This window comes from Arthrobacter oryzae, assembly GCF_037911235.1.
GTDB lineage: Bacteria > Actinomycetota > Actinomycetes > Actinomycetales > Micrococcaceae > Arthrobacter > Arthrobacter oryzae_E.
In genome coordinates, this window is record NZ_JBBLYW010000033.1 from 40,172 (window position 1) to 64,734 (window position 24,563).

Below are 24,563 nucleotides of genomic sequence, written 5' to 3' on the forward strand. Positions count from 1 at the left end.
AATGGCCTCCCTTGGCTTGTTTACTGTCCCAGTGTATTCCTGTTGACTACTGACGTTAATGGCTTGCCTTAATGGCCCAGTGCTGCCTGGCCCAGGCTCTGCAGGTGCGACGACAGGACGTCCCGGCACATGTCAGCGGTCATCCATTCCGGCTGAAGCAGGGCATGCATGGTCAGGCCGTCCAACGTGGCGAGCAGCCGCTCCGCTTCGGTGACCAGGCCCTGATGGCCGTCGTCGGCCCCTGTCTCCCCGGAGGGCCTGAGTTCCATCATCAGCCAGCCCACGACGGCGGCCACGGAACGGTGGCTGCGGTCAGCCTCGGCGGCCAGGAACGGCCTGATCCGGGCCGCGTTCTTGAACGCCATCCAGACGCACGCGTCCACGGCCCGCTCCTCGTCCAGCGGAAGGAACTGGCCCAACAGGGTTAACACGCCGTCCCTGTGCTCAGCTGTCCCTGGGGTCAGTTGCGTGAGGAGGTCCCGCGCCGTGTCCAGCCTGCCGGTGATCCTGTCCACCACCACGCCGAAGGAATGGGCCAGAAGCTCGTCGCTGCTGGAGAAATAGTGGCGGACTGACCCCACGGCAAGTCCGGCCTCGTCAGCCACTTCACGCAGGGAGGCCCGTTCCAGGCCGTCCGCCGCAATGATCCTGAAAACAGCTTCGACAACTTCCTGGCGCCGGACTGCGGCATCAACGATTTTGGGCACTCCTATTATTTAGCACGGATGTGCCGCCAAGGTGTGGGCAACACGGGTGGAAGCGAGGCCAACTGGGATAGCGTTGAAACCATGAGAATTCTGGTTACGGGCGGCACCGGCTACATCGGGTCCCACACTGTTCTGTCCCTGCAGGAAGCCGGCCATGAGGTGGTGGTCATAGACAACCTGGTCAATTCCAGTGAAGAGTCGCTGCGGCGCGTCGCCGAACTCAGCGGCCACGAAGCGGCGTTCCACCACGTTGACCTCGTGGACGAACAAGCTGTCGAGGCCGTCTTTGCGCAGGACCGGATCGACGCCGTGATCCACTTCGCCGGCCTCAAGGCCGTGGGCGAATCCGTCCGTGAGCCGCTGATGTACTACTACAACAACCTCGTAGGAACGCTGAACCTGATCCGCGTGATGGACCGGCATGACGTCCGCTCGCTGGTCTTCAGCTCGTCCGCAACCGTGTACGGGGAGCACAACCCCGTCCCCTACGTGGAGAAGATGGAGATCGGCGCAAACAATCCCTACGGCCGGACCAAGGAACAGATCGAGGACATCCTGTCGGACCTCGGCGCCGCGGACCACCGCTGGCATATCGCGCTCCTGCGCTACTTCAACCCGGTGGGAGCACACCCGTCCGGCCGGATCGGCGAGGACCCCCAGGGCATCCCCAACAACCTGGTGCCTTTCATCGCCCAGGTCGCTGTGGGGCGCCGGGACAAGCTGATGGTCTTCGGCGGCGACTACGACACTCCGGACGGCACGTGCCTGCGTGACTACATCCACGTGGTGGACCTGGCCGAAGGCCACGTGGCTGCCCTGAACCACGTGGCCGGCCGGGCGGGCGTGTTCCGGTGGAACCTCGGTTCCGGCAAGGGATCGTCGGTGCTGGAGGTGCTGCGCTCCTTCGAAAAGGCCGTGGGCCATGAGCTCCCCTACGAGATCACGGGCCGCCGCGCCGGCGATCTCCCCGCATTCTGGGCCGATGCCACGTCCGCACTGGCTGACCTCGGCTGGTCCACTACCAAAACCGTGGACCAGATGTGCGAGGACCACTGGCGCTGGCAGAAGAACAACCCGCTGGGCTACAACGCCTGAGCGTTCCGCCGGCCGGCCGTCACCGGCAGCCGAACTTAAACCACGACGCCGGCTGCGCACCTTGCGGTACGCAGCCGGCGTGGCTGTTTTGTTCGTGGGCCTTAGCTGGCCGGGTAGTTGCGCTCCGGCTCTCCTGTGTAGAGCTGGCGCGGACGGCCGATCTTGGTGCTGGGATCGTTGATCATTTCGCGCCACTGGGCAATCCAGCCCGGCAGGCGGCCGATCGCAAACAGCACAGTGAACATCTTCTCCGGGAAGCCCATGGCCTTGTAGATCAGGCCGGTGTAGAAGTCCACGTTCGGGTAGAGCTTGCGCTGGATGAAGTAGTCGTCACCCAGGGCCTTCTCTTCGAGGCGCATGGCGATGTCCAGCAGTTCGTCGTTGCCGCCGAGTTTGCCGAGCACTTCGTGTGCCGTGTCCTTGACGATCCTGGCCCGCGGATCGTAGTTCTTGTACACGCGGTGCCCGAAGCCCATGAGGCGGACGCCGTCTTCCTTGTTCTTGACCTTCTCCATGTAGTCCTCGGGCTTGATGCCCTCGGTCTGGATCTGGCGCAGCATCTTGAGCACCGCTTCGTTGGCGCCGCCGTGGGCCGGGCCGAAGAGCGCGTTGATACCTGCGGATACCGAGGCGAAGAGGTTGGCGTTGGACGAGCCGACCAGCCGCACGGTGGACGTGGAACAGTTCTGCTCGTGGTCCGCGTGCAGGATCAGGAGCAGGTCCAGGGCCTTGACCATGACCGGGTCCAGCTCATACTGCTCGGCCGGGAGGCCGAAGCTCAGGCGGAGGAAGTTCTCCACCAGGTTCATGGAGTTGTCCGGGTAGAGCATAGGCTGGCCGATGCTCTTCTTCAGGGCGTAGGCCGCGATGACGGGCATCTTGGCCAGGAGCCGGTACGTGGAAACTTCCACGTGCTCGGCGTTGAAGGGGTCCAGGGAGTCCTGGTAGAAGGTGGAGAGGGCGGAAACGGCCGAGGACAGCACGGGCATCGGGTGCGCGTCGCGCGGGAAGCCGCCGAAGAAGCCCTTGAGCTCTTCGTGCAGCAGGGTGTGGCGGCGGATCCGCTGGTCGAAGGCATCCAGCTCGGTGGGTGTCGGCAGGTTGCCGTAGATCAGCAGGTAGGAAACTTCCAGGAAGCTGGAGTGCTGTGCCAGCTGCTCGATCGGGTACCCGCGGTACCGCAGGATTCCGGCATCGCCGTCGATGTAGGTGATGGCCGAAGTGGTGGCCGCGGTGTTCATGAAACCGGGGTCAAAGGCGACGGCGCCTGTCTGCTTCAGCAGTTTGGAAACGTCATAGCCTTCGTTTCCTTCTACAACCTTGATGCGGGGGAGTTCGAGTTCGCCGCCCGCGTGGCGCAGGGTTGCGCTGGTGGTCTCAGTCATGGAGTCTCCTCATGAGGCGTCAGGGCCTCTCTGTAGAAAGCTTGATCCAACCTCCGGTGAAGCCGGCCGAGGAGCCTGCAGGGCAGGGATTCCAACCGCCGGGCTGCCTTCTTGTAGAAAGCCACCATTGATAGTCAGTTAAAAAGTACCGCTCCAAGGCAAGGTGACACTAATCCGGTAGTGCCCAAATGCCCCGAAAACCCCCCGGTTGTGTTGCGTGTCACACCATTGTTACGGGCCTGTTGCCGTCCCTTACCGGCTACGGGGCAGCGGTCAGCCGCTCCACTCCCGCGTCGATCCGCTCATCCGCGGCGGTCAGTGCCACCCGGACGAATCCGTTTCCGGCATCGCCGTAGAACACGCCTGGTCCCACCACGATGCCGAGCCCGGCCAGCCTGCCCACGGTGTCCCACGTGGCCTCACCGGCAGTGCACCACAGGTAGAGCCCGGCCTGGGACTCGTGGATTGTCAGCCCGAACGACTCGAGCGCCGGCACTATCCGTTCCCGCCGTCCGCGGTACAGGTCCTTCTGCGCCTGCACGTGCGCGTCGTCGCCGAGTGCGACGCGCATGGCTTCCTGGACCGGGTAGGGAACAATCATGCCGGCATGCTTGCGGCTGTTGACCAGGTTGGCCATGATGACCGGATCGCCGGCCACAAACGCCGCACGGTACCCCGCAAGGTTCGATTGCTTACTGAGGGAATACACCGCGAGCAGGCCCTCGTGGGATCCGCCGGCGACCCGCGGGTCCAGGATGCTGGGCACCGGACGGCCGCCGCGCTGGACGTCCCACTCCCCCCATCCGAGCTCCGCGTAGCATTCGTCGGAAGCCACGACGGCGCCAAGCCCGCGGGCCTGGTCCACAATCCGCTTCAGCGATTCGGCGTCACGGACGCTTCCGGTGGGGTTGGCCGGCGAATTGACCCAGACGAGCCGGACACGTTGCCGCGTCTCGACATCCAGTTCGTCAAGATCGTCGGCGGCGACGTGTTCCGCTCCCGCGAAAGTCGCCCCGATGTCGTAGGTCGGGTAGGCGACGGTAGGACGGACGACGACGTCGCCGGGCCTCAGGCCCAGGAGGAACGGCAGCCACGCCACCAGTTCCTTGGACCCGACCGTGGGCATCACGTCCCTGGGATCCAGTCCGGGGACACCGCGGCGGCGGGCGAACCAGTCGGCGATGGCTGCACGGAGGGCCGGCGTACCGTGCACCGTGGGGTACCCGGGCGCGTCAGCGGCCCGCTGGAGCGCCTCCTGGACCAAGACGGGCGTGTGGTCAACCGGCGTGCCGATGGAAAGGTTGACCGGCCCGCCAGAGTGCTTGGCGGCCGTGGCAAGGTACGGCGCCATCGCCTCCCACGGGTAATCGGGCAGGCTGAGGCCGAAGCTGCGTACCGCGGATGTCACGCCTGGAGCCTCAGTGATCCTGGTTCTGCGGCGGCAGGGCAGCAATCATCGGGTGGTCGGTATGGGTATTGCCCACCTTGGCGGCACCGCCTGGCGACCCCAGTTCGTCGAAGAATTCGACATTGGCCTTGTAGTAGTCGGCCCACTCGTCAGGGGTGTCATCCTCGTAGTAAATGGCCTCGACGGGGCAGACAGGTTCGCAGGCACCGCAGTCGACGCATTCATCGGGGTGGATGTAGAGGGACCGCTCGCCCTCGTAGATGCAATCGACGGGGCATTCCTCAATACATGCCTTGTCCTTGACATCTACACACGGCTGCGCGATTACGTACGTCACGTCCCTTGCCTCTCCACGTTGGTTCCGGCATTCGGCCGGTGATCTTCCCGGCCTGAGCGCCGGACTGCTGACTTCTGAGCCTATTATCTATCAGCCTGTTCCCGCGAACCTAGCGGCGCGTCATACAAGCCCGGCGTCATACAAGCCCGGCGACCCGGGACTTACGACGCCAACCGCTCACGTACGCTGCGACCGGTGGGGGCCGGCTCCATCCCACGTTCGGGGGGCTTGATCTCGGCCCAGACCGTATCGAGGGAGAGCCCGAGGACTTCGGCGATCGCGGCGATGGTAGGGAAGGCAGGGGTCGCTACGCGGCCCGTCTCGATCTTGCGGAGGGTTTCCGGCGAGACACGTGCATCGAGTGCAATGTCGAGCATCGAGCGCTCTCCCCTGGCGCGACGCAACAAGGCGCCGAGGCGCTGTCCGCGCTCGACCTCTGCGGGTGTGAGTGGCAACCTGACCATGGCTCCGATTATAGTACCGGGATAATATGGACGGGATAGTTATTGGATGCAAGGAAAGGTGCCGCATGATCGAGATCCTGAACGCCACCGAACTGACCCGGGCAAAAAAGACGGGCGCCCTGGTCGCTGACATCCTGCAGACCCTGAAGAATCGCAGCACGGTCGGCACGAGCCTCCTGGACGTCGACCGCTGGGCCAGGGCACTGATCGTCGAGGCTGGAGCGCTGTCCTGTTACGTCGACTACGAGCCTTCCTTCGGACGCGGACCCTTCGGACACTACATCTGCACGGCCGTCAACGACGCCGTTCTCCACGGAATGCCCCACGACTACACACTTGCCGACGGCGACCTGCTGACACTCGACCTCGCCATCTCCAAAGGCGGAGTCGCTGCAGACTCCGCCATCAGCTTCATCGTGGGTGACTCAAAGCCCCCGGAGAGCGTCGCAATGATCAGCGCGACCGAACGCGCATTGAGCGCAGGGATCGCCGCAGCCGGACCCGGCGCCCGTATCGGCGACATCTCCCATGCCATAGGAGCGGTCCTTAGCGAGGCGGGGTACCCGATCAACACCGAGTTCGGGGGCCACGGGATCGGCTCCACGATGCACCAGGACCCGCACGTTCCAAACACCGGACGGCCGGGCCGTGGATACGAACTGCGCCCCGGGTTGCTGCTCGCACTGGAGCCATGGGTCATGGCGGACACCGCTGAACTCATCACCGACGCCGACGGGTGGACGCTCAGAAGTGCGACCGGCTGCCGGACAGCACACAGTGAGCACACGATCGCCATCACCAGCGACGGAGCCGAAATCCTCACCTTGCCGAAGCAAGTGCAACCGTAAGTTCGAAGCGAGGCCTGCCCCCATGCTCCTGGCGCCCCGTCGCGAACTGCCCGCTCCGGTCAGCCCCCTTCGCGCACCTAGGATGAAGAGGTGACGTCACAGGCCCCCGCTCCCCGCCAGTTCCTCGAAGGCGCCCCGCTCGGCACCAGGGTGGTGGTGCGCTACCGCATCCCGGAGGGCCTGACGGATGCGCTGGGCGACCTGGTGGGGGTGACTGCGGCCGAATGTACCGTCCGAACCCGGCGGGCCGACGTCGTGATTCCCCTGGCCATGGTGGTGGCGGCGAAGCCGGTGCCGCCGCCTCCCGCGCGGCGCGCGCCGCGACGGCAGGCTGAGTCAAAAGGCTGAGACGGCTCAGGCCGGCGGCCGCACCACCCGGTAGCGCCGGCACCAGAGGAGCATCAGGACCGTTACCCCGGCGATGCCGTAGATCCAGAGGTACCCGGGGAAGTCCGCGGCGATGAGCCGCTTGCCGGCCTCCAGGGTTGACCACAGACCCGCCAGGACGTAGCACAGCGCGCCGCAGGCCGCCGACGGGATCACCGACCGGAAGGCCGCCCCGAGGAACAATTGCACCGAGCCGAGAAGGACCAGGGCCGCCACTGCACCCCACGGAAGAACGACGCCGGACACCATCCACTGCTGGCGGTGCAGGGCCGTGCCTGCCGCGGCAGCAAAAAGAGCTGCCGGCACGGCGGCGGCGATGCCGCCTGCCATACCGGCAGCTCTAATGTTCACGAAAGTAATAACCGGGAACGGGCCCGGATCAGACCTTGGCGCGGGCGCGGTTGGCCTTGGCGCGCTCGTTGGTGTCCAGGATCACCTTGCGGATGCGGATGGACTCCGGGGTAACCTCAACGCACTCGTCTTCGCGGGCGAATTCGAGGGACTCTTCGAGGGTCAGGTCGCGCGGCGGCGTCAGGTTCTCGAAGGTGTCGGAGGATGCTGCACGCATGTTGGTGAGCTTCTTTTCCTTGGTGATGTTGACGTCCATGTCGTCGGCGCGGGAGTTCTCGCCCACGATCATGCCCTCATAGACCTCGGAGGTAGGCTTCACGAAGAAGGAGCCGCGCTCCTGCAGGTTGATCATGGCGAACGGCGTCACAACACCGGCGCGGTCGGCGATCATCGAGCCGTTGGTGCGGTACTCGATCGGGCCGGCCCAGGGCTCGTAGCCCTCGGAGATGGAGGCTGCGATGCCGGCGCCGCGGGTGTCCGTGAGGAACTTGGTGCGGAAGCCGATCAGGCCACGGGCGGGAACGATGAATTCCATCCGGCACCAGCCGGTGCCGTGGTTGGCCATGTTGGTCATGCGGCCCTTGCGGGCTGCCATGAGCTGGGTGACGGCGCCGAGGTACTCTTCCGGCACGTCGATGGTCATGTGCTCCATCGGCTCGTGGATCTTGCCGTCGATGGTCCTGGTGACTACCTGCGGCTTGCCCACGGTCAGCTCGAAGCCTTCGCGACGCATCTGCTCAACGAGGATGGCCAGGGCCAGCTCGCCACGGCCCTGGACTTCCCAGGCGTCGGGACGCTCGGTGGGGAGAACCTTGATGGAGACGTTACCGATCAGTTCCTTGTCCAGGCGGTCCTTCACCTGGCGGGCAGTGACCTTGGCGCCCTTGACCTTGCCGGCCAGCGGCGAGGTGTTGATACCGATGGTCATGGAAATCGCGGGATCATCCACCGTGATCAGCGGCAGCGGCTGCGGGTTCTCGGCGTCGGTCAGGGTCTCACCAATGGTGATGTCCTCGATGCCGGCGACGGCCACGATCTCGCCCGGTCCAGCAGACTCGGCCGGGACGCGGTCCAGGGCCTTGGTGGCCAGCAGTTCGGTGATCTTGACGTTCTTCAGTTCGCCGTTGGCGCGCGCCCACGCAACGGTCTGGCCCTTGCGAAGGGTGCCGTTGTAGATGCGCAGCAGCGCCAGGCGGCCCAGGAACGGGGAAGCATCCAGGTTGGTGACGTGTGCCTGCAGGACGCCGTTCGGGTCGTACGTCGGTGCCGGGATGTGCTCGATGATGGTCTTGAAGAGCGGCTCAAGGTCCTCGTTCTCCGGAGCCGTGCCGTCGGCAGGCTGCTCGAGGGAGGCGCGGCCAACCTTGGCGGCTGCGTAGACAACCGGGACTTCGAGGATCTTGTCCAGGTCCAGGTCCGGAACTTCGTCCGCGAGGTCGGAGGCCAGGCCAAGGAGCAGGTCCATTGACTCGTGGACAACTTCTTCGATCCGCGCGTCGGGGCGGTCGGTCTTGTTGACCAGGAGGATCACCGGCAGGTGCGCGGCGAGGGCCTTGCGGAGCACGAATCGGGTCTGGGGCAGGGGCCCCTCAGAAGCGTCGACGAGCAGCACAACTCCGTCAACCATGGACAGCCCGCGCTCCACCTCGCCGCCGAAGTCAGCGTGGCCCGGGGTGTCGATCACGTTGATCGTGATGGTCTCGCCCTGAGAGGACGGTCCGTTGTAGGCCACGGTGGTGTTCTTGGCCAGGATGGTGATGCCCTTTTCGCGCTCAAGGTCACCGGAGTCCATCACGCGGTCTTCGAGGTGGTTGTGCTCGGCAAAGGAGTTGGTCTGCTTGAGCATGGCGTCGACCAGTGTGGTCTTGCCGTGGTCAACGTGGGCCACAATCGCGACGTTGCGCAGGTCACTGCGCGATGCAGTGGCTACCGCGGTGTTGGTGGTGGTTTCAGACATGCGTTATTGCTCGATTCAGTGGTGAAGTCAGCTGTGGTATCGCGACATTTCCAACCGGAACGCACGACGAGAAGACCCTTTGGCACAGGGCACCTGCTACAAGTCTAAGCGCTAGGTCATTTATTGGCCTAAAAACCCGAAACGCACCCCTTTGGGCGCCCGTTACTGGATCGTCACCGGTATGGGGTGAATAGGGCCTAAAGTTACTGGATTATCCTTGTGCAATGCCCCATCATTACGGGGTAACAGCAAAGCACAGCCCGGAGACCATGGATGCGAATCGCCTCAGCTCTGACCCGCTTCATCGCACCTGTGATCGCCACCGGCGTTCTGATGGCCGGCTGCGGGCAGGCACCCCTGACACCATATGTTGCAACGGAACCGACGGCTCCTGCAACAACAGCCGCGCCATCGCAGCCGCCCGGGCAGTCGGCTACCAAGGCCGCGCCCCGGGAATCGGCGGCCGCGCCGGTGGCCGCCGAACCCGGCGCGCCGGTGGCCGCCGGCGCGGCGCCGCAGGCACAGCTCGCCCCGAAGCCTGATGCGGCAACGATGGTTCCCGGGTCGATCTACCTTAATCCGGCCAACGGCCGCAACGAGGTCATCGTGGCGGACATCAGGCGGACCGCCGTCCTGATCGGGGATTCGCAGTCCGAGCCGGAGGCCGGCTGGCCACGCCAGGGGCTGGCCGCCATGGGCTACAACGTCTTCTTCTGCGGCCGCGGCGGCACCGGCTTCGTGGCGGCGAACGGCAAGACCGGAAACTACATCGACGCGCTGCAGCGCGGCGACTGGAAACTACCCTACGGTTCGCCCGGGCTGGTGGTGATCCAGGGCGGTGGAAACGATGCCGCGCGCGGCGCCACTGACGCACAGATCGTGGCCAACGCCGAGCGCCTGATCTCCTCGCTCAAGCAGCGCTACCCCGGGTCCAAGTTTGCCATGATCGGCACTCTGGCCCGCGGCATCAACTATGGCGGCGGGCGCCGGTCACAGGTTGACGCGCTTCTCGGCACGGTCGCAGCCAAGCACGCCATTCCTTTCGTCAGCGTTGGAGACTGGCTGACGAAATACAACATGGCCAAGGAACTTGCCGACGGCGTACATATGAACAACGTCGGCCACAAGGCGCTGGGCACGATCCTCGCCACAAGGCTGACGGAGCTGGGACTCGAGGCCCCGGCCCGGCCGGCCACCTCCGTGCTGCCGGTGGGTTGAGCTGCCGGGGGGTTGAGCTGCCGGTGGGGTCTGGATTGGGTCTCCCGGCGGCGAGTTGACGCTTAGGGACGGAAAGGAGCCGGCCTCCCCCTGACGGGCGGAGGCCGGCTCCTCTTTCTGCCTGACTACTCAGGCAACCTGCTCAGGCGACTTCGGGCGGGAGCATCAGCCGGGCACCCGGGATGGCGTTGAGCAGCGCCTTCGTGTAGTCCCGCTGCGGTGCGTCGAAGACGTCGTCAGTTGAACCGGTCTCAACCAGCTTGCCCTTTTCCATCACGCACACGTGGTCCGCGATCTGCCGGACCACGGCAAGGTCGTGGGTGATGAACAGGTAGGTCAGTCCCAGCCTGGACTGAAGCTCGGCGAGCAGGTTCAGCACCTGCGCCTGGACCAGCACATCGAGGGCGGAGACCGCTTCGTCGCAGATGATCACTTCAGGGTCGAGCGCCAGTGCCCGGGCAATGGCGACACGCTGGCGCTGGCCGCCGGACAGCTCGTTCGGGTACCGCTGCATGGTGGACTGCGGCAGCGCCACCTGGTCCAGGAGCTCACGGACCTTCTTCTCGCGGCTGGCCTTGTCACCGATCTTGTGCGTCCGCAGCGGTTCCTCGATGGTCCGGAAGATGTTGTACATCGGATCAAGCGAGCCGTAAGGGTCCTGGAAGATCGGCTGCACCCGGCGGCGGAAGGCGAAGATCTCCTTGTTGTTCAACGTGGAGGTGTCCACGCCGTCGAACACGATCTTGCCTGACGTCGGCTGCAGGAGGTTCAGCACCATCTGCGCCACGGTGGACTTGCCGGAACCCGACTCCCCCACGATCGCCGTCGTGGTTCCGCGTTTGACGCTGAATGAAACGTCGTCGACGGCGGTGAAGTCCGTTGACTTCCCGAAACCGGACCGAAGCTTGAACACCTTGCGGAGGTTCTGGATCTGCAGCACGTCTTCGGTCATGGTCGGCTTAACCACCACAGCCCCGCCGGGACTCGTGCCCGGAGCAAGCAGTTCATCCGACTCGACGCCAAGCTCCTTGGCCACCTGGATGCGCCGCGAAGCCAGCGACGGCGCCGAGGCCACAAGGCGCTGCGTATACGGGTGCTGCGGGTTCTGCAGCAGTTCCAGCGACGGACCAGCTTCCACCACGTTGCCCCGGTACATCACCACCACTTTGTCCGCACGTTCTGCGGCCAGGCCCAGGTCATGGGTGATGAGGAGTACAGAGGTGCCCAGTTCAGAGGTCATCTGTTCAAGGTGATCGAGGATCTGGCGCTGCACCGTCACATCGAGGGCGGAGGTTGGCTCGTCTGCAATAAGCAGCCGGGGCTGGCAGGAGAGGCCGATCGCGATCAGCGCCCGCTGGCGCATGCCGCCGGAGAACTCGTGCGGGTACTGCTTCGCGCGCCGCTCGGCGTCGGGAAGACCTGCCTGTGCAAGCACTCTCGCAACGTCTGCCGGCCCGCAGGGCCGTCCGTTGGCACGAAGCGTTTCCTTGACCTGGTAGCCGATCTTCCACACCGGGTTGAGGTTGGACATCGGGTCCTGCGGGACCATGCCGATGGTGTTGCCGCGCAGCTCGATCATGCGCTTTTCAGGGGCCTGCGAAATGTCCTCGCCGTCCAGCAGGATCTGCCCGCCGGAGACCCGGCCGTTGCCGGGAAGCAGCCCGATCGCGGCCAGCGCCGTCGTCGACTTTCCCGAGCCTGATTCCCCCACGATTGCGACGGTTTCACCCGGCATGATGGTCAGGTGGGCGTTCCGGACAGCCTGGACTTCACCCGAGCCGGTCTGGAAGGAGATGGCGAGGTCGCGGATTTCCAGGAGCGGCTTATCCGCCCGGTCCGCCTCGCTGATAATGACGTCGGAAGTTGTCATGGTTGCCTCGTTCATCGTTGGCGGCTCTTCGGGTCAAGGGCGTCGCGCAGGGCATCGCCGAGCATAATGAAGCTCAGGACGGTGACGGACAGCGCCATGGCCGGGTACAGCAGGATGGCCGGGTTGGTGCGGACGGACGACTTGGCGGCGGCGATGTCGTTACCCCAGGACATGATGCTCCCCGGCAGGCCAATGCCGATGAAGGACAGCGTTGCTTCCGCGACGATGAAGACGCCAAGCTCCATGGTGGCCAGGACGATGATCGGCGCGAGTGCGTTGGGCAGCACGTGCCGGATCAGTGAGCCGAGCCGCGAAACGCCCAGCGAACGCGCAGCGGTCACGAAGTCTGCATTGCGCACTTCGATCACTGCTCCGCGCGTAATGCGGGCCATCTGCGGCCAGCCCAGCACCACCAGGACCATGACCACGGTCCAGACGCCCCGGTTTTCACGCATGAACGGGAGCTGTGAGACAACGAGTGCACCGAGGATGAGGGGCAGGGCGAAGAAGATGTCACCGAGGCGGGCAATGACCGCGTCGATCCAGCCGCCGTAGAATCCCGCGAGTGCACCGAGGGTGACCCCGATGATGAGGACGAACAGCACGGAGAAAACGCCCACCATCAGCGATGCCTGGGTTCCGTGAATGATCCGGGAATAGACGTCGCAGCCCTGGAAGGTGAAGCCGAGCGGATGCCCCGCTGCCGGGGCGCCGTCCGAATTCGCCAGCTGGCAGTTGTCGTTCGGAGCCACCTGGGTGAACAGGCCGGGGAAGAGCGCCACAATGATGATCAGTGCGATCATCACGGCGGAAATAATGAACAGCGGACGACGGCGGAGCTTGCGCCAGGCATCTGCCCAGAGGCTCAGCGGTGCCTGGTCCGTTTTGAGCGAGTCCGTTGCGAGCAGAGGGGTCTCCTCCACGGGGGCAACAAAGTGCTCGATTTCGCGATTAGTTTTCATAACGGATCCTTGGATCAAGCCAGGCGTACAGCAAATCGACCAACAGGTTGGCAACGACGAAGACGAGCACCAGCACGCTGACAATCGCGACCACGGTGGGGCCTTCGCTGCGGATGACAGCCTGGAACAACTTCTGGCCAACGCCGGGGACGTTGAAGATACTTTCCGTGACAATGGCCCCGCCCATCAGGCCGCCGAGGCTGGCGCCCAGGTAGGTGATGACCGGAATCATGGAGTTACGCAGGATGTGGGTGACCACCACGCGGGGCCGTGACAGGCCTTTCGCGGTGGCGGTGCGCACATAGTCGGCGTTCATGTTTTCGATGACCGATGCACGCGTCAGCCGGAGGACGTAGGCGAAGGAGACCAGTCCCAGCACGGTGGCCGGAAGGATCAGGTTGCCCCAGTCCGCATTTGCGCCGACCGTGGGTTTGGCCCAGCCGAGCTGCACGCCGATCAGCAGCTGCAGGACGAAGCCGAGCACAAACGTGGGGATGGCGATGACCACCAGCGAGGCAACCAGCACCGTCGCATCAAAGACCTTTCCTTTGCGGAGTCCGGCAATGAGGCCGAAGGTCACGCCGAAGACGGCCTGGATGATCAGGGCTTCAACGGCGAGCATGACGGTCACGGGGAAGATCCGGCCCAGGGATGCCGCAATGGGCTGGCCGGTGAAATCGACACCGAGGTTGAAGGTGAACAGGTTCTTGAGGAAGAGCCCGTACTGCACCCAGAACGGCTGGTCGAGGTTGTACTGCTGGCGGAGCTGCGCAATGACGGCTTCGCTGGGGGGACGGTCGCCGAACAGCGCCCGGATCGGGTCGCCGGGAAGGGCAAAGACCATGAAGTAGACGAGCAGCGTGGTTCCGATGAACACCGGAATGATCTGCAGCAGGCGCCGGAGGATGTACTGGATCACAGCAACTCCTCCTGCGCGTTTGTGGGGCTAAGGGGGATCATGTAGGACAGCTTTCGTGCCGGTTCCAAGGCTATGGGGGCCCGGCTTTGTGGCCGAACCCCCATGAGCTTTTGACGTGGATTTGTTCCGAAATTACTTGGCGGTGATGGCCCAGTACTGCAGAACACCGTTCCAGCCAGCGTCAACGTTGCTGACGTTCTGGCTCCAGACGGCCTGGCGTGCGGAGTACCACAGCGGCAGGTTCGGGAGTTCCTCGAACAGGATCTCCTGGGCCTCGGTGAACTTCTTGTTGGCGTCGTCCGTGGACTTGGCGCCGAGGCCTTCAGTGAGGAGCTTGTCGAACTCGGGGTTTGTGTAGCCCTCGTAGTTCGCGCTGGCTCCGGTCTTCAGGAGCGGGCCGAGGAAGTTGTACAGCGACGGGTAGTCAGCCTGCCAACCGGCACGGGTCAGGCCGGGGAGGCCCTTGGCGGTACGCAGCTTCAGGATTTCAGCGAATTTGGCGAACGGCTGGCCTTCGGCCTTGATTCCCAGGTTGTTCTTGAAGTTGTTGGCGACGGCGTCGATCCATTCCTTGTTGCCGCCGTCGGTGTTGTAGGCAAGCTGGAGGGTCTTGTCTGCCGGCCACGGGCTGATGGCGTCGGCCTGGGTCCACAGTTCCTTCGCCTTGGCGGCGTCGAACTTCAGGACCTCGGAGCCCGCAACATTCTCGTTGTAGCCGTCAACAGCCGGGGAGGTGAAGTCCTTGGCCGGGATGCGGGTGCCGGAGAAGATGACCTTGGTGATCTCTTCGCGGTTGATGGCCATGGACAGCGCCTGGCGGCGGAGCTTGCCTGCTTCGCCCTGGAACTCGGGAAGGTAACCCGGGATGTTCAGGGTGGAGTTGCCCGCGTACGGCTTGTTGAGGTGGTTCTCAGGGAAGTCCGTGGTGTAGGTCTTCAGGGCGTCCGTCGGCAGGACGTCGGTGACATCGAGGTTGTTGCCCTGGATGTCCGTGTAGGCCGGAGCCGGGTCGGTGTAGAACTTGAAGGTCACGCCGCCGTTCTTGGCTTCGCGGGCACCCTTGTAGTCAGCGTTCTTGACCAGTTCGATCTGGCTGTCGTGCTGCCAGGCGCCTTCCTTGGCCATCTTGTACGGACCGTTGCCCACTGGGTTCTCGCCGAACTTCTTCGGGTCCTTGATGGCATCTGCCGGCAGCGGCATGAAGGCGGAGTAGCCGAGGCGCAGCGGCCAGTCAGCTTCCGGCTGGGTCAGCTTGACCGTGATGGTGGAATCGTCCTTCAGTGCCAGGCCGGAGAGGGTTTCCGCGGTGGGGGCAGGGACGTCGGTGTCCTTGCCGTCCGCGCCCTTCTCCGTCTTGGTGGCGCTGACTGCGTCGTAGCCTTCGATGGATTCGAAGAAGCTGCTGTTGCTCTGGGCATTGGTGCTCAGGGCGGCAAAGTTCCAGGCGTCAACGAAGCTCTTGGCGGTCACGTCCTCACCGTTGGTGAATTTGCTGCCGGACTTGACCTTGATGGTGTAATTCTGGCCGTCCGGGGACTCGATGGACTCGGCCAGGGCGTCGACGGACTTGCCGCTGGGGTCGTAGCTACGCAGGCCCTCGAACAGAAGCTCGACGACGCGGCCACCGTACACTTCGCCGGTATCGGCGGGCATCAGGGGCTTTTGCGGTTCATTGCTGTACGCGGTGATGACCTTGCTGGGGTCGCCGGCAGCCTGGCTGGCACCGTCCGTGGAGCCGCCTCCGGCGGCGCCGCATCCGGTCAGGGCAAGGGCCGCGATGGCCACCATGCCCAGTGCTTTGGAAGTGCGCGAAAAACGCATTCCGCCTCCTATGAGTTGTGGGAGTTGAGTAGGGAAGGCTTGTGCTTCCCCGCAAGCCGGGCACAGAGGTGTCCTGTGACGTGGCATACATAAGTGAGTAGCCTAACCGCAAAATGTCCAGATATTGGAACTCTGTTGCCAAACTGTAACCCGGTCACAATTTGACCAGTAACGACAACACTGGAGTATTTCAAGTCACAGGTTACTCAGTGGTAGCCTACACCTGATGTGACTTACGCTACTGCACTCCGCTTGCCAGCAGCTGCGCCCGCAGCTCCCGCCGCTCACGCTGTTTTTCGGGGTCCGGCAGCGGCACGGCCGCCAGCAGTCGCTGGGTGTAGGGTTCCTGCGGATTGCGCAGAATCTGGTCCCGTGTGCCTTGCTCAACGATCCTTCCCCGCTGCATCACGCAGATGTGGTCGGCCAGCACGTCCACCACGGCCAGGTCATGGGTCACAAAGAGGCAGGCGAAGCCGAGTTCCCTCTGGAGGTTCTGGAACAGTTCAAGCACTTTTGCCTGCACCGACACGTCAAGTGCGGATGTCGGTTCGTCCGCCACCATCAGCTTGGGTTTGAGCGACAGCGCCCGCGCGATGCCGACGCGCTGCTTCTGCCCGCCGGACAACTCGTGCGGATAACGGTTCCGGTAGCTCCGGGGCAGCTCAACCTGGTCCAGGAGGGCCTCGATCCGCTTTTGCAGCCCGCTCCCCTTTGCTTCCCCGGCGAGGAACATGGGTTCGCCGATGCTCTCGCCGATCGGAAGCCGCGGGTTCAACGACGACGACGGGTCCTGGAACACCATGCCGATGTGCCGGCGGACGTGGTGCAACTGCTTGCCGTTTCTCTTGGCGCCGGAAATGTCCTGGCCCACAACCCGCATGGTGCCGGCAGCGACAGGAAGCAGACCAACGGCCGCGCGGCCGATGGTGGTCTTGCCTGAGCCGGATTCGCCGACCAGACCCACCACCTGGCCCGGGTAGATCACGAGGTTTGCGCCCTCGACGGCCCTGAAGGCAGGCACACGGCCCTGTTTGGGATACTCGATGGCCACATCGGTAAGTTCAAGTACGGGTTCGCCCTGAATCTGTTCCCCGGCGGCCGCAGCGGCAAGCGCCGCAGCGTTCTCCCGCTCGCGGCGGATTAGTTCCTCGGGATCCACTGATTCCAGCTCAGCGTGTGTGGCAGCGGCCAGCGCGGCCGTGACGTCCACTTCCTGCCCTTCCTCCGCGCTGCCCTGGCCGAGGTGCGGCACCGCCGCCAGCAGCGCCTGGGTGTATTCGTGCCGGGGGTTGCGGAAGACCTGCTCCGCCGTTCCGGTTTCCACGATCAGCCCCCGCCGCATGACGGCGATCCGGTCTGCGAGGTCCGCCACCACGCCCATGTCATGGGTAATCAGCACAATGGCGCTGTCCAGCTTGTTCCGCAGGTTTCGCATGAGGTCCAGGATCTCGGCCTGGACGGTGACATCGAGGGCTGTGGTGGGCTCGTCGGCAATCAGCAGTTTGGGGTCGCAGGACAGCGACTGCGCAATCATGGCCCGTTGACGCTGGCCGCCGGACAGCTGGTGCGGGTAGGACTTGAAAGCCTTCTCGGGGTCCGGAAGTTCCACCAGTTCCAGCATCCGCAGGGCACGTTCCTTGGCCTGCTCCGGTGAGACTTCGTTATGGAGCCGCACCGTCTCCACGATCTGCGCCCCGACTGTGTACACGGGGTTCAGGGCGGTCATGGGTTCCTGGAAGATCACGGCCACGTCCTTGCCGCGTACCTCCCGGATGTTTGCCGCACTGGCTCCGAGGAGCTCTTTTCCCGAGAGGCGGACGCTGCCGGACACCCGGCTGTTGCTGGGCAGCAGGCCCAGCAAGGCCATGGAACTGGCACTCTTGCCGGAGCCGGACTCCCCCACAATGGCCAGGACCTCGCCTGCCCTGACTTCGTAATTCAGGCCGATGGCCGCGGGCACCCACTTTTTGTCCACGCCGAAGTCGACGCTGAGGTCGCGGACCTCAAGGACAACTGCTCCCTTGGCCGGGTCCTGCGCCGGGGCCGTGTCCTGGTTCGGGGTGATGTTGTCAGTCATGACGGTTCCCTTCCGCCCAGGCCGCGGCTGCACGGGAGATTAGTGCTGCGGCCTGGAATCCTGAATTATTAGGGGCATGAGCAGTGTGCCGCACGCCGGAAATGTTGAAGTCTTCAAAGCCAGCACCAACAAGTGGTTCGCGTGGCTTTCCTGGCTGGTCGCAGCCCTTGGCCTCGTTGTTACTGCGGCGGCCGGCGGGCCGGCCGCCCTCGTGGGTGCGGGCCCGCTGCTGCTGATCGGCTTTCTCGGCTGGCTGCTCTTCTGGATGCCGTCCGTGGTGGTCCACGACGACGGCATTACCTTGGAGAATCCGTTCCGGTCCGTTGACGTGCCGTGGGCCGCCCTGGTCAATGTTGACACCCGGTACGCCCTGACCCTGGTCACGCCGGCCAGGAACTATGTTTCCTGGGCTGCACCGGCGCCGGGAATCTGGGGCGGCCGGAACGCCCGCCCTGAGGACCTCAAGGGGCTTCCGTCCGCGACATACGGACCGGGGAAGTCCGTTCGCCCGGGCGACCTGAAAACCACGGACTCCGGCCAGGCAGCCCGGCTGGTTCGCGGGCGCTGGGAAGCCTTGGTTGAAGCGGGTGCCGTGGACGCCGGAAGCGCTGGAACAACGGCTGTCAGGGTGACATTCCGGTGGACGGCACTGGCCGTCACCGCCGTCCTCCTGGCCGCCAGCTACTGGGGTGTCGCAGTTCCTTAGGGCGGATGCCCGATAAAAGCGCATTCAGTCGCCTGCAGGCCCGTCGGCTGCGGGAGCCGGAACCTTGGCCGGTTCACCGGACGCCCGGGTCTCCTTGGCCTTCTTGGCGTTGAACTTCTTCTGCCTCGGATCAAAGGCATCCCGCAAACCGTCGCCGATGAAGTTGATGCTGAGGCAGATCAGGACAATGAAGAGGCCGGGGAACCAGAACAGCCAGGGCCGGGTGGCGAATGCTTCCTGGTTTTGCGAAATGAGCAGGCCCAGGGAAGTGTCCGGGGATTTCACGCCGACGCCGAGGTAGCTCAGTGCCGTCTCCAGGAGGATGGCGGCGGACATGGTCAGGGTCACGTTCACGATCAGCACGCCGACGGCATTGGGCAGGATGTGCTTGAAAATGATCCGTGAATTGCTGGCGCCCGAGATGCGGGCCGCATCAACGAACTCCCGCTCACGCAGGGTGAGGAACTCTCCACGCATCAGCCGGGCGAGGCCGACCCAACTGACGAGGCCCAGGAAGATTCCGAGGACCAGGATGCCGTTGCTGGCCGCGAAGCCCGACAGCCAGCCTCCCTGGTCCCTGCGGTTGACGCTCTGGGCCACGACCGCGGCGAGCAGCAGTACAGGGATGATGATGATGACGTCGGTGATCCGCATCAGGATGGCTTCCACCCAGCCGCGGAAGTATCCGGACAGTCCGCCCACCACGGTGCCCAGCAGGCCGGCGATGGTGCCGATCAGGAGCATGATGGTGATGGATTGCTGGGCTCCGCGCATGGTCATGGCGAAGAGGTCGCGCCCGATCCGGTCCTGCCCGAACGGGTGTTCGCCCCAGGCCGGCGGCCACAGCGAGGCCGTCGGAACGCCGTCGTTGACCAGCGGCGAGACATCCAGATGGTCGTATTTCCACCAGCCCGGGATCCCGGCCCAGCCCACGGAGGTGAAGGCCATCAGGAAGATGACGGAGAAGATGACCAGGCCGGCGATGGCTCCGCTGTGGCCGAGGAACCGCTTACGGACAATCTGCCCCTGGCTCAGCCCTTTCGCGTCGGGCTCGAGGGGTGCGCCCGGGGGCCTGGGGTGCGAGTGTTCGGCGAGGAATTCTTCCTGCTGGGTAGGCTGGCTCATGCCTTAATCCTTACGCGGGGATCGAGTGCGGAATACGCAAGGTCTGCTATCAGGTTGAACACCATCGCCGTGACTGCCACGCAGACGAAGACGCCCATGACGGGGTTCGGGTCGGTGTGCATGATGCCGTCCAGGAACAAGAACCCCATGCCGCGCACGGAGAACACGGTCTCCGTGATGACGGCCCCGCCGATGAGCGCCCCGATATCGAACGCCACGATCGTTGCGATGGGAATCAGCGCGTTGCGGAACGCATGGCCCATCACCACGGACCGTTCGGAAAGGCCCTTGGCACGGGCTGTCCTGATGTAATCCATGTTCATGATTTCCAGCATGGACGACCTGGTGAACCGTGTGTAGCTTGCCAGCGAGACAAGGATAAGGGCCATCGTCGGAAGAATCAGGTGGGTAAAGGTGTCCAGTGTCAGGATCCAGAAGTCGCCCTGGATGTTGGGGGTGCCTGCCCCGATGGTGGCGATGGGCCTGCCGCGCACCCTGCTGTTGCTGAAGTAGCTGGGCCAGGCCTGCATGAAGCGGTCCATCAGGATAAGTCCGCCCACCAGGAAGGCGGTGATGCCGGCAGCTCGCATCGACTGGCCCCGGTCGTAGCCGCCCATCAGGTAGCCCGTTCCAACGCCCACGCCGATTGTCCCGAGGGCCAGGAGAACGATCATGAGCGCCGTCGCCTGGTTAAGGAGCGGCTGGACGGCAAAGTACGCAACCAGTCCAAGTCCCACCACGATGAGCGATGCCTGTAGCGCCTTCCTGTTCTTCAGCCCGGCCACCAACAGAGTCACGGCGAACGCGAGGCCCACGCCGGCAATCGCAATGACCACCGGGCCAAGGCCGGGATTCCGGAACCACTGGACAACCGAGAAATAGATCAGGATGAGGCTTACTCCGAGGAACACGACGCCGCCCGAAACAAGCCGGCGGCGGGTCGCCCCACCTACGGCAACGGCAACGATCAAGCCGGCGACGGCGCCGATCCCCAGTGCCACCGGCAGCGGAATTTCGGGATTGCGGAGAAAATCGTTGAATCCGATGGCTCCGTATTCCTTCAACAGCACCGCGACCCAGAAGATTGGCAGTGAGAAGAACAGGAACGCCATGAAGGTCACGCCGTAGTCCAGGGCGCTGTACTGCCTCAGTGCCGTGATGATGCCGAGGGCAATACCGATAAGGATGGCCAGGATCGTGGCGCCGGTGACGAGTGTGAGAGTTTGAACGAGCGCGAAGCCCAGGGCTTCGGTAATCGGCTGCCCGGCGATGTTCTTGCCAAGGTCGCAGGAACCGCCGAACGGAACCAGGCACCTGGCTGCTCCGCCAAGCCACTTGAAGTACCGGAGCGGGGCCGGGGTGTCCAGGTCAAGGAGCTGGCTGCGTGAGTCCATGAGCTGTTGCTTGTTCGGGGCGCTGCTGGCGCGGAATTCCTCCAGTGGATCCCCTGACGACGCTGTCAGGAGGTACACGAGGAATGATGCCCCGAGAAGTATGAGTGCGGCCGTAATCAGCCGCCGGACGATGTACGTCACCATGGTGGAAAGCCTCTATATCCGGGCCGGGATCTCACCGGGCCCATCGCAGAATCAGTCCGGCTTCCCGAATGAGGTGGGCGGAAAGCCGGCGGAATGCCGGTGGTGCCGGAGAAGGCGCCGGGACGTTGGTGCATGTGTCCCGGCGCCTTCTCCTGCTGTTCACTCGCTGAGCGGGGGCTTTACTTCTCGGCCCACTCCCAGAAGTTCCACCAGACACCGGTCTGGTTCGGCATGAACTTCACGCCCGTGATGCGGTCGCTGTAGGCGTCCACTCCTACGGACTGGAAGAGCGGAAGGCCGTATGCGGACGCCCAGATCTTCTTGTCGATCTGCGTAATCAGCTCGTCCTGCTTGCTGCGGTCGGTGGTGACGATCAGCTCGTCCATCAGCTTGTCGGCTTCCGGGTCGCTGAAGAGGTTGAAGTTGGAGCCGTTGCCGCTACGGAAGATCTGCGGCACGCCGGATACACCGACGCCCGGGTTGATCCAGCCGAAGATGGTGGCATCGTAGCTGCCGTCGCCCAGGGCCTTGCCCCAGTCGGAGGCACCCAGTCCGCCGTCGACGATCTTGAAGCCGGCCTGGGTGGCGGATTCGCGGATCAGGGAGAAGGCGTCAACGCGGTTGGGGTTGTCCTTGTTGTACATGATCCGGACTTCGGGGGTCTTGCCGGCAAGGAGTGCCTTGGCGCCGTCAATGTCCACGTCCTGGTATGCCGAGGAACCGTTGTTCTTTGCGGATTCCTCGTAGGCTGCCTGAGCCGGAACGAAGAGCTGCGAGTCGAGCGGCTTGGCTTCCGGATCGAGCTTCTTCACGATCTTGTCGACGATGTCCTTGCGCGGGACCGTCTTCATGAATGCTTCGCGGACGCTCTTCTCGGCGAACGGACCCGAGTAGTTCAGGTCGATGTGGTCGTAGGAGAGCTGGTTGCCCTGTTCCACAGTGACGCCCTGGCTCTCAAGCGCCTTCAGTTGCTCGATGGTGTCTGCCGAGGCCTGGGGGGCGATGATGTCAGCTTCGCCGTTCTTGAGTGCCTGGACCTGCGCCGGAGCGGAACCGATGTAGCGGACGGTGATCTCGTCCAGGCTCGCTTCCGGGCCCCAGTTGTAGTCCTTGTTGCGGACCATGGTCAGGGACTGGTCCTGGGTGATGCTCTTGACGATGTAGGGACCGTTGGACAGGAAGAGGCTGGGGTCGGAAGGCAGCGTCTTCGTGTCGAAGCCGGTGTTCCAAAGGTCAGCCATGGCCTTCAGCTTCTCATCGGCGGGCTTGGGTGCCTTGGCGTCGCCCTTGGGCTTTTCCTTCAGGTAGTCCACCAATGCCTTGGCGTCGGTGAGGCCGGCTCCCTTGGCCAGGACGTGCGCTGCAATGTCGATGCCCGGACCGCCAAGAACGGTTTCCCAGTCGGCGAAAGGCTTGGAGTACTTGATGGTCATGGAGCGGTTGTCGTCGCCGAGCTCGGGGAAATCAGTGAGCTTGAGTCCGGTGGGGTCGCCGGCGTAGGAGAAGTACTGCGTACCCGTCTTCGCCTCCGAGTCAACGTCATCGTAGTACCCCGAGAATGCTGCCCACTGCAGCAGGAGGTCGGCCGCCGTCACCGGAGTGCCGTCGGACCATTTCACGCCCTCATTGATGGTGTACTTCACCGTCAGCGGGTCATCGGAAGTCTTTTCCATCTTGCCGAACTTCTCGTTGCGCACAACGTTCAGCTGGTTGTCGATGTAGTAGAAACCCGAGTGGGTGGCATAGCTGATCTTCGAGTTGATGTCCGTGTTGCCATCGGCAGTGTTGGGGTTGAACGTGTTGAACGCGTTCACCTCGACCACCGTGGCTGAACCACCCTGTTTGCCGGCAGTAGCGCTTGACGGGGTTGTCCCGCCGCTGTTGCCGGCGCAGGCGCTGAGAGCTAGCGCGGCAGCAGCCGCGACGCCTACCGCTTTGGAAATACGACCTAAGCGCATTCCGCCTCCTATGTTTCTGTGGTGTTGAAAAGACCGCCGCTGTAGGCGCCGGCCAGACCGCCCATTCCCCCAGTGAGAATGTGGCTGGTCTCACATGAGCAGTAGCCTAGACCCGAAAAGAATGCCCATGGGACCAAAGTTGCCCATGGGTAAAGGTTGTTACCGAGCTGCAACAAAGCACCTGCGGAACCGTTTTCATCCGGCCGGGATTGGGCCCTGACAACAGAAAGCCCCGATTCCGAGGAATCGGGGCTTTCACCGTTAATGCTTCGTCGCGGCCTGTGGCTGGTCCTGCTAGACGTTGAAGCGGAACTCCACGACGTCGCCGTCGGCCATGACATATTCCTTGCCTTCGATCCTGACCTTGCCGCGGGCCTTTGCCTCAGCCATGGAACCGGCCTCGATAAGGTCATCGAAAGAGACAACTTCGGCCTTGATGAAACCACGCTGGAAATCCGAGTGGATGACGCCCGCGGCCTGCGGGGCGGTGTCCCCCTGGTGGATGGTCCAGGCGCGGGTTTCCTTGGGACCGGCCGTCAGGTAGGTCTGCAGTCCCAGCGTGTGGAAGCCGACGCGCGCCAGCTGGTCGAGGCCTGACTCGTCCTGGCCGTTCATCTCCAGCATCTCGCGGGCTTCTTCCTCGTCCAGTTCCACGAGGTCGGATTCAAGCTTGGCGTCGAGGAAGACGGCGTCCGCCGGAGCAACCATGGCGCGCAGTTCTTCCTGTTTCTCGGGGCTGCCCAGAATACCTTCATCCGAGTTGAAGACGTAGATAAAGGGCTTGGCCGTGAGCAGGCCGAGCTCCTTAAGGTGCTCCATCTCGAGCTTGTCGCTCTTGATCGAGGAGAAGATGGTGTCGCCGCGTTCAAGTACGGCCTGTGCCGCCTTGATGGCGGCCAGCTCGGCCGCGTCGCGCTTTTTGATCTTGACTTCTTTTTCGATCCGGGGAATCGCATTTTCGATGGTCTGAAGGTCAGCCAGGATCAGTTCGGTGTTGATGGTCTCCATGTCGGAGCGGGGATCCACTTTGCCGTCAACGTGGATGACGTCGGGGTCATCAAACACGCGGACGACCTGCGCGATGGCCTCGGCCTCGCGGATGTTGGCGAGGAACTTGTTGCCCAGGCCTTCGCCCTCCGACGCGCCCTTGACGATCCCGGCGATGTCGACGAACGACACCGGAGCAGGCAGCAGGCGCTGCGATCCGAAGACGGCGGCCAGCTTGGCCAGCCGCGGGTCCGGCAGGTTGACCACGCCGACGTTCGGCTCGATCGTGGCGAACGGGTAGTTCGCCGCGAGCACCTGGTTGCGGGTCAGTGCGTTGAAAAGGGTTGATTTGCCGACGTTGGGCAGTCCGACGATGCCAATAGTAAGAGCCACGAGCACTAATTCTACCGGTAATCGGGCCCGGCCCTTATCTGCCGCCTGGC

At 63.9% G+C, this 24,563-nt stretch carries 21 protein-coding genes; 5 read left to right on the top strand and 16 right to left on the bottom strand.

Features of this window, described 5'->3' with window-relative positions; genetic code table 11:
* Positions 1-68: 68 nt before the first annotated feature.
* The gene (locus tag WMN78_RS09520; protein WP_340533509.1) at positions 69-707 is read right to left on the bottom strand and encodes a TetR/AcrR family transcriptional regulator; all 639 of its coding nucleotides are present in this window, start codon (positions 705-707) and stop codon (positions 69-71) included.
* Between the two features lie 81 nt (positions 708-788).
* On the opposite strand from WMN78_RS09520, the gene galE reads away from it, so the two are divergent.
* Positions 789-1,802: a UDP-glucose 4-epimerase GalE gene (gene galE, locus WMN78_RS09525; protein WP_340533510.1), complete on the top strand. Its 1,014-nt coding sequence runs from the start codon at positions 789-791 to the stop codon at positions 1,800-1,802.
* Between the two features lie 101 nt (positions 1,803-1,903).
* Here the strand turns inward: galE and WMN78_RS09530 are convergent, their stop codons facing one another.
* The 4 genes from WMN78_RS09530 to WMN78_RS09545 form a co-directional block, all read right to left on the bottom strand.
* Positions 1,904-3,187: a citrate synthase gene (locus tag WMN78_RS09530; protein WP_043482784.1), complete on the bottom strand. Its 1,284-nt coding sequence runs from the start codon at positions 3,185-3,187 to the stop codon at positions 1,904-1,906.
* A gap of 259 nt (positions 3,188-3,446) precedes the next feature.
* Entirely contained in the window at positions 3,447-4,595 is a 1,149-nt protein-coding gene (gene dapC, locus WMN78_RS09535) for a succinyldiaminopimelate transaminase (RefSeq protein ID WP_340533511.1), read from the bottom strand.
* A gap of 10 nt (positions 4,596-4,605) precedes the next feature.
* Positions 4,606-4,932 carry a ferredoxin gene (gene fdxA, locus WMN78_RS09540; protein WP_011692652.1) on the bottom strand — a complete coding sequence of 109 codons (327 nt, stop codon included), beginning with the start codon at positions 4,930-4,932 and terminating at the stop codon, positions 4,606-4,608.
* Positions 4,933-5,093: 161 nt separating this feature from the next.
* Positions 5,094-5,396: a helix-turn-helix transcriptional regulator gene (locus WMN78_RS09545; protein WP_340533512.1), complete on the bottom strand. Its 303-nt coding sequence runs from the start codon at positions 5,394-5,396 to the stop codon at positions 5,094-5,096.
* Between the two features lie 65 nt (positions 5,397-5,461).
* Here WMN78_RS09545 and map point away from each other — a divergent pair, with 65 nt between their 5' ends.
* Positions 5,462-6,244 carry a type I methionyl aminopeptidase gene (map, locus tag WMN78_RS09550; RefSeq protein WP_340533513.1) on the top strand — a complete coding sequence of 261 codons (783 nt, stop codon included), beginning with the start codon at positions 5,462-5,464 and terminating at the stop codon, positions 6,242-6,244.
* Positions 6,245-6,334: 90 nt separating this feature from the next.
* Positions 6,335-6,592, top strand: a complete 258-nt coding sequence (locus WMN78_RS09555; RefSeq protein WP_340533514.1) for a hypothetical protein — start codon at positions 6,335-6,337, stop codon at positions 6,590-6,592.
* Positions 6,593-6,598: 6 nt separating this feature from the next.
* Here WMN78_RS09555 and WMN78_RS09560 read toward each other — a convergent pair whose 3' ends face one another.
* Positions 6,599-6,961, bottom strand: coding sequence for a hypothetical protein (locus WMN78_RS09560; protein WP_340533515.1), 363 nt, complete (start codon positions 6,959-6,961; stop codon positions 6,599-6,601).
* A 49-nt stretch (positions 6,962-7,010) separates the two neighbouring features.
* Positions 7,011-8,939, bottom strand: a complete 1,929-nt coding sequence (gene typA / locus WMN78_RS09565) for a translational GTPase TypA (protein WP_340533516.1) — start codon at positions 8,937-8,939, stop codon at positions 7,011-7,013.
* A 273-nt stretch (positions 8,940-9,212) separates the two neighbouring features.
* Here typA and WMN78_RS09570 point away from each other — a divergent pair, with 273 nt between their 5' ends.
* Positions 9,213-10,157: an SGNH/GDSL hydrolase family protein gene (locus WMN78_RS09570; protein ID WP_340533517.1), complete on the top strand. Its 945-nt coding sequence runs from the start codon at positions 9,213-9,215 to the stop codon at positions 10,155-10,157.
* 142 nt (positions 10,158-10,299) lie between these two features.
* On the opposite strand, the gene WMN78_RS09575 is transcribed toward WMN78_RS09570, so the two are convergent.
* The 5 genes from WMN78_RS09575 to WMN78_RS09595 all read right to left on the bottom strand — a co-directional run bounded on the left by WMN78_RS09575 (position 10,300) and on the right by WMN78_RS09595 (position 17,806).
* Entirely contained in the window at positions 10,300-12,027 is a 1,728-nt protein-coding gene (locus tag WMN78_RS09575; protein WP_340533518.1) for an ABC transporter ATP-binding protein, read from the bottom strand.
* Positions 12,028-12,038: 11 nt separating this feature from the next.
* The gene (locus WMN78_RS09580; RefSeq protein WP_317780337.1) at positions 12,039-12,989 is read right to left on the bottom strand and encodes an ABC transporter permease; all 951 of its coding nucleotides are present in this window, start codon (positions 12,987-12,989) and stop codon (positions 12,039-12,041) included.
* Positions 12,979-13,908 (bottom strand): ABC transporter permease, encoded by a 930-nt coding sequence (locus WMN78_RS09585; RefSeq protein ID WP_340533519.1) that lies wholly within the window; start codon positions 13,906-13,908, stop codon positions 12,979-12,981. Before WMN78_RS09585 ends, WMN78_RS09580 begins: the two co-directional genes overlap by 11 nt.
* A 132-nt stretch (positions 13,909-14,040) precedes the next feature.
* Positions 14,041-15,729, bottom strand: a complete 1,689-nt coding sequence (locus WMN78_RS09590) for an ABC transporter substrate-binding protein (protein WP_340533520.1) — start codon at positions 15,727-15,729, stop codon at positions 14,041-14,043.
* Positions 15,730-15,967: 238 nt separating this feature from the next.
* Positions 15,968-17,806, bottom strand: a complete 1,839-nt coding sequence (locus tag WMN78_RS09595) for an ABC transporter ATP-binding protein (protein WP_340533521.1) — start codon at positions 17,804-17,806, stop codon at positions 15,968-15,970.
* Positions 17,807-17,882: 76 nt separating this feature from the next.
* On the opposite strand from WMN78_RS09595, the gene WMN78_RS09600 reads away from it, so the two are divergent.
* Positions 17,883-18,512: a PH domain-containing protein gene (locus tag WMN78_RS09600; RefSeq protein WP_340533522.1), complete on the top strand. Its 630-nt coding sequence runs from the start codon at positions 17,883-17,885 to the stop codon at positions 18,510-18,512.
* Between the two features lie 24 nt (positions 18,513-18,536).
* Here the strand turns inward: WMN78_RS09600 and WMN78_RS09605 are convergent, their stop codons facing one another.
* From WMN78_RS09605 to ychF, 4 genes are all read right to left on the bottom strand, one after another.
* A complete protein-coding gene (locus WMN78_RS09605) occupies positions 18,537-19,637 on the bottom strand; it encodes an ABC transporter permease (protein WP_340533523.1) in 1,101 nt (366 codons plus the stop codon).
* Positions 19,634-21,175, bottom strand: a complete 1,542-nt coding sequence (locus WMN78_RS09610) for an ABC transporter permease (protein ID WP_340533524.1) — start codon at positions 21,173-21,175, stop codon at positions 19,634-19,636. The genes WMN78_RS09605 and WMN78_RS09610 overlap by 4 nt, the downstream gene beginning before the upstream one ends.
* A gap of 179 nt (positions 21,176-21,354) precedes the next feature.
* The gene (locus WMN78_RS09615; protein WP_340533525.1) at positions 21,355-23,133 is read right to left on the bottom strand and encodes an ABC transporter family substrate-binding protein; all 1,779 of its coding nucleotides are present in this window, start codon (positions 23,131-23,133) and stop codon (positions 21,355-21,357) included.
* Between the two features lie 294 nt (positions 23,134-23,427).
* Positions 23,428-24,513: a redox-regulated ATPase YchF gene (ychF, locus tag WMN78_RS09620; RefSeq protein ID WP_340533526.1), complete on the bottom strand. Its 1,086-nt coding sequence runs from the start codon at positions 24,511-24,513 to the stop codon at positions 23,428-23,430.
* Positions 24,514-24,563: the final 50 nt, after the last annotated feature.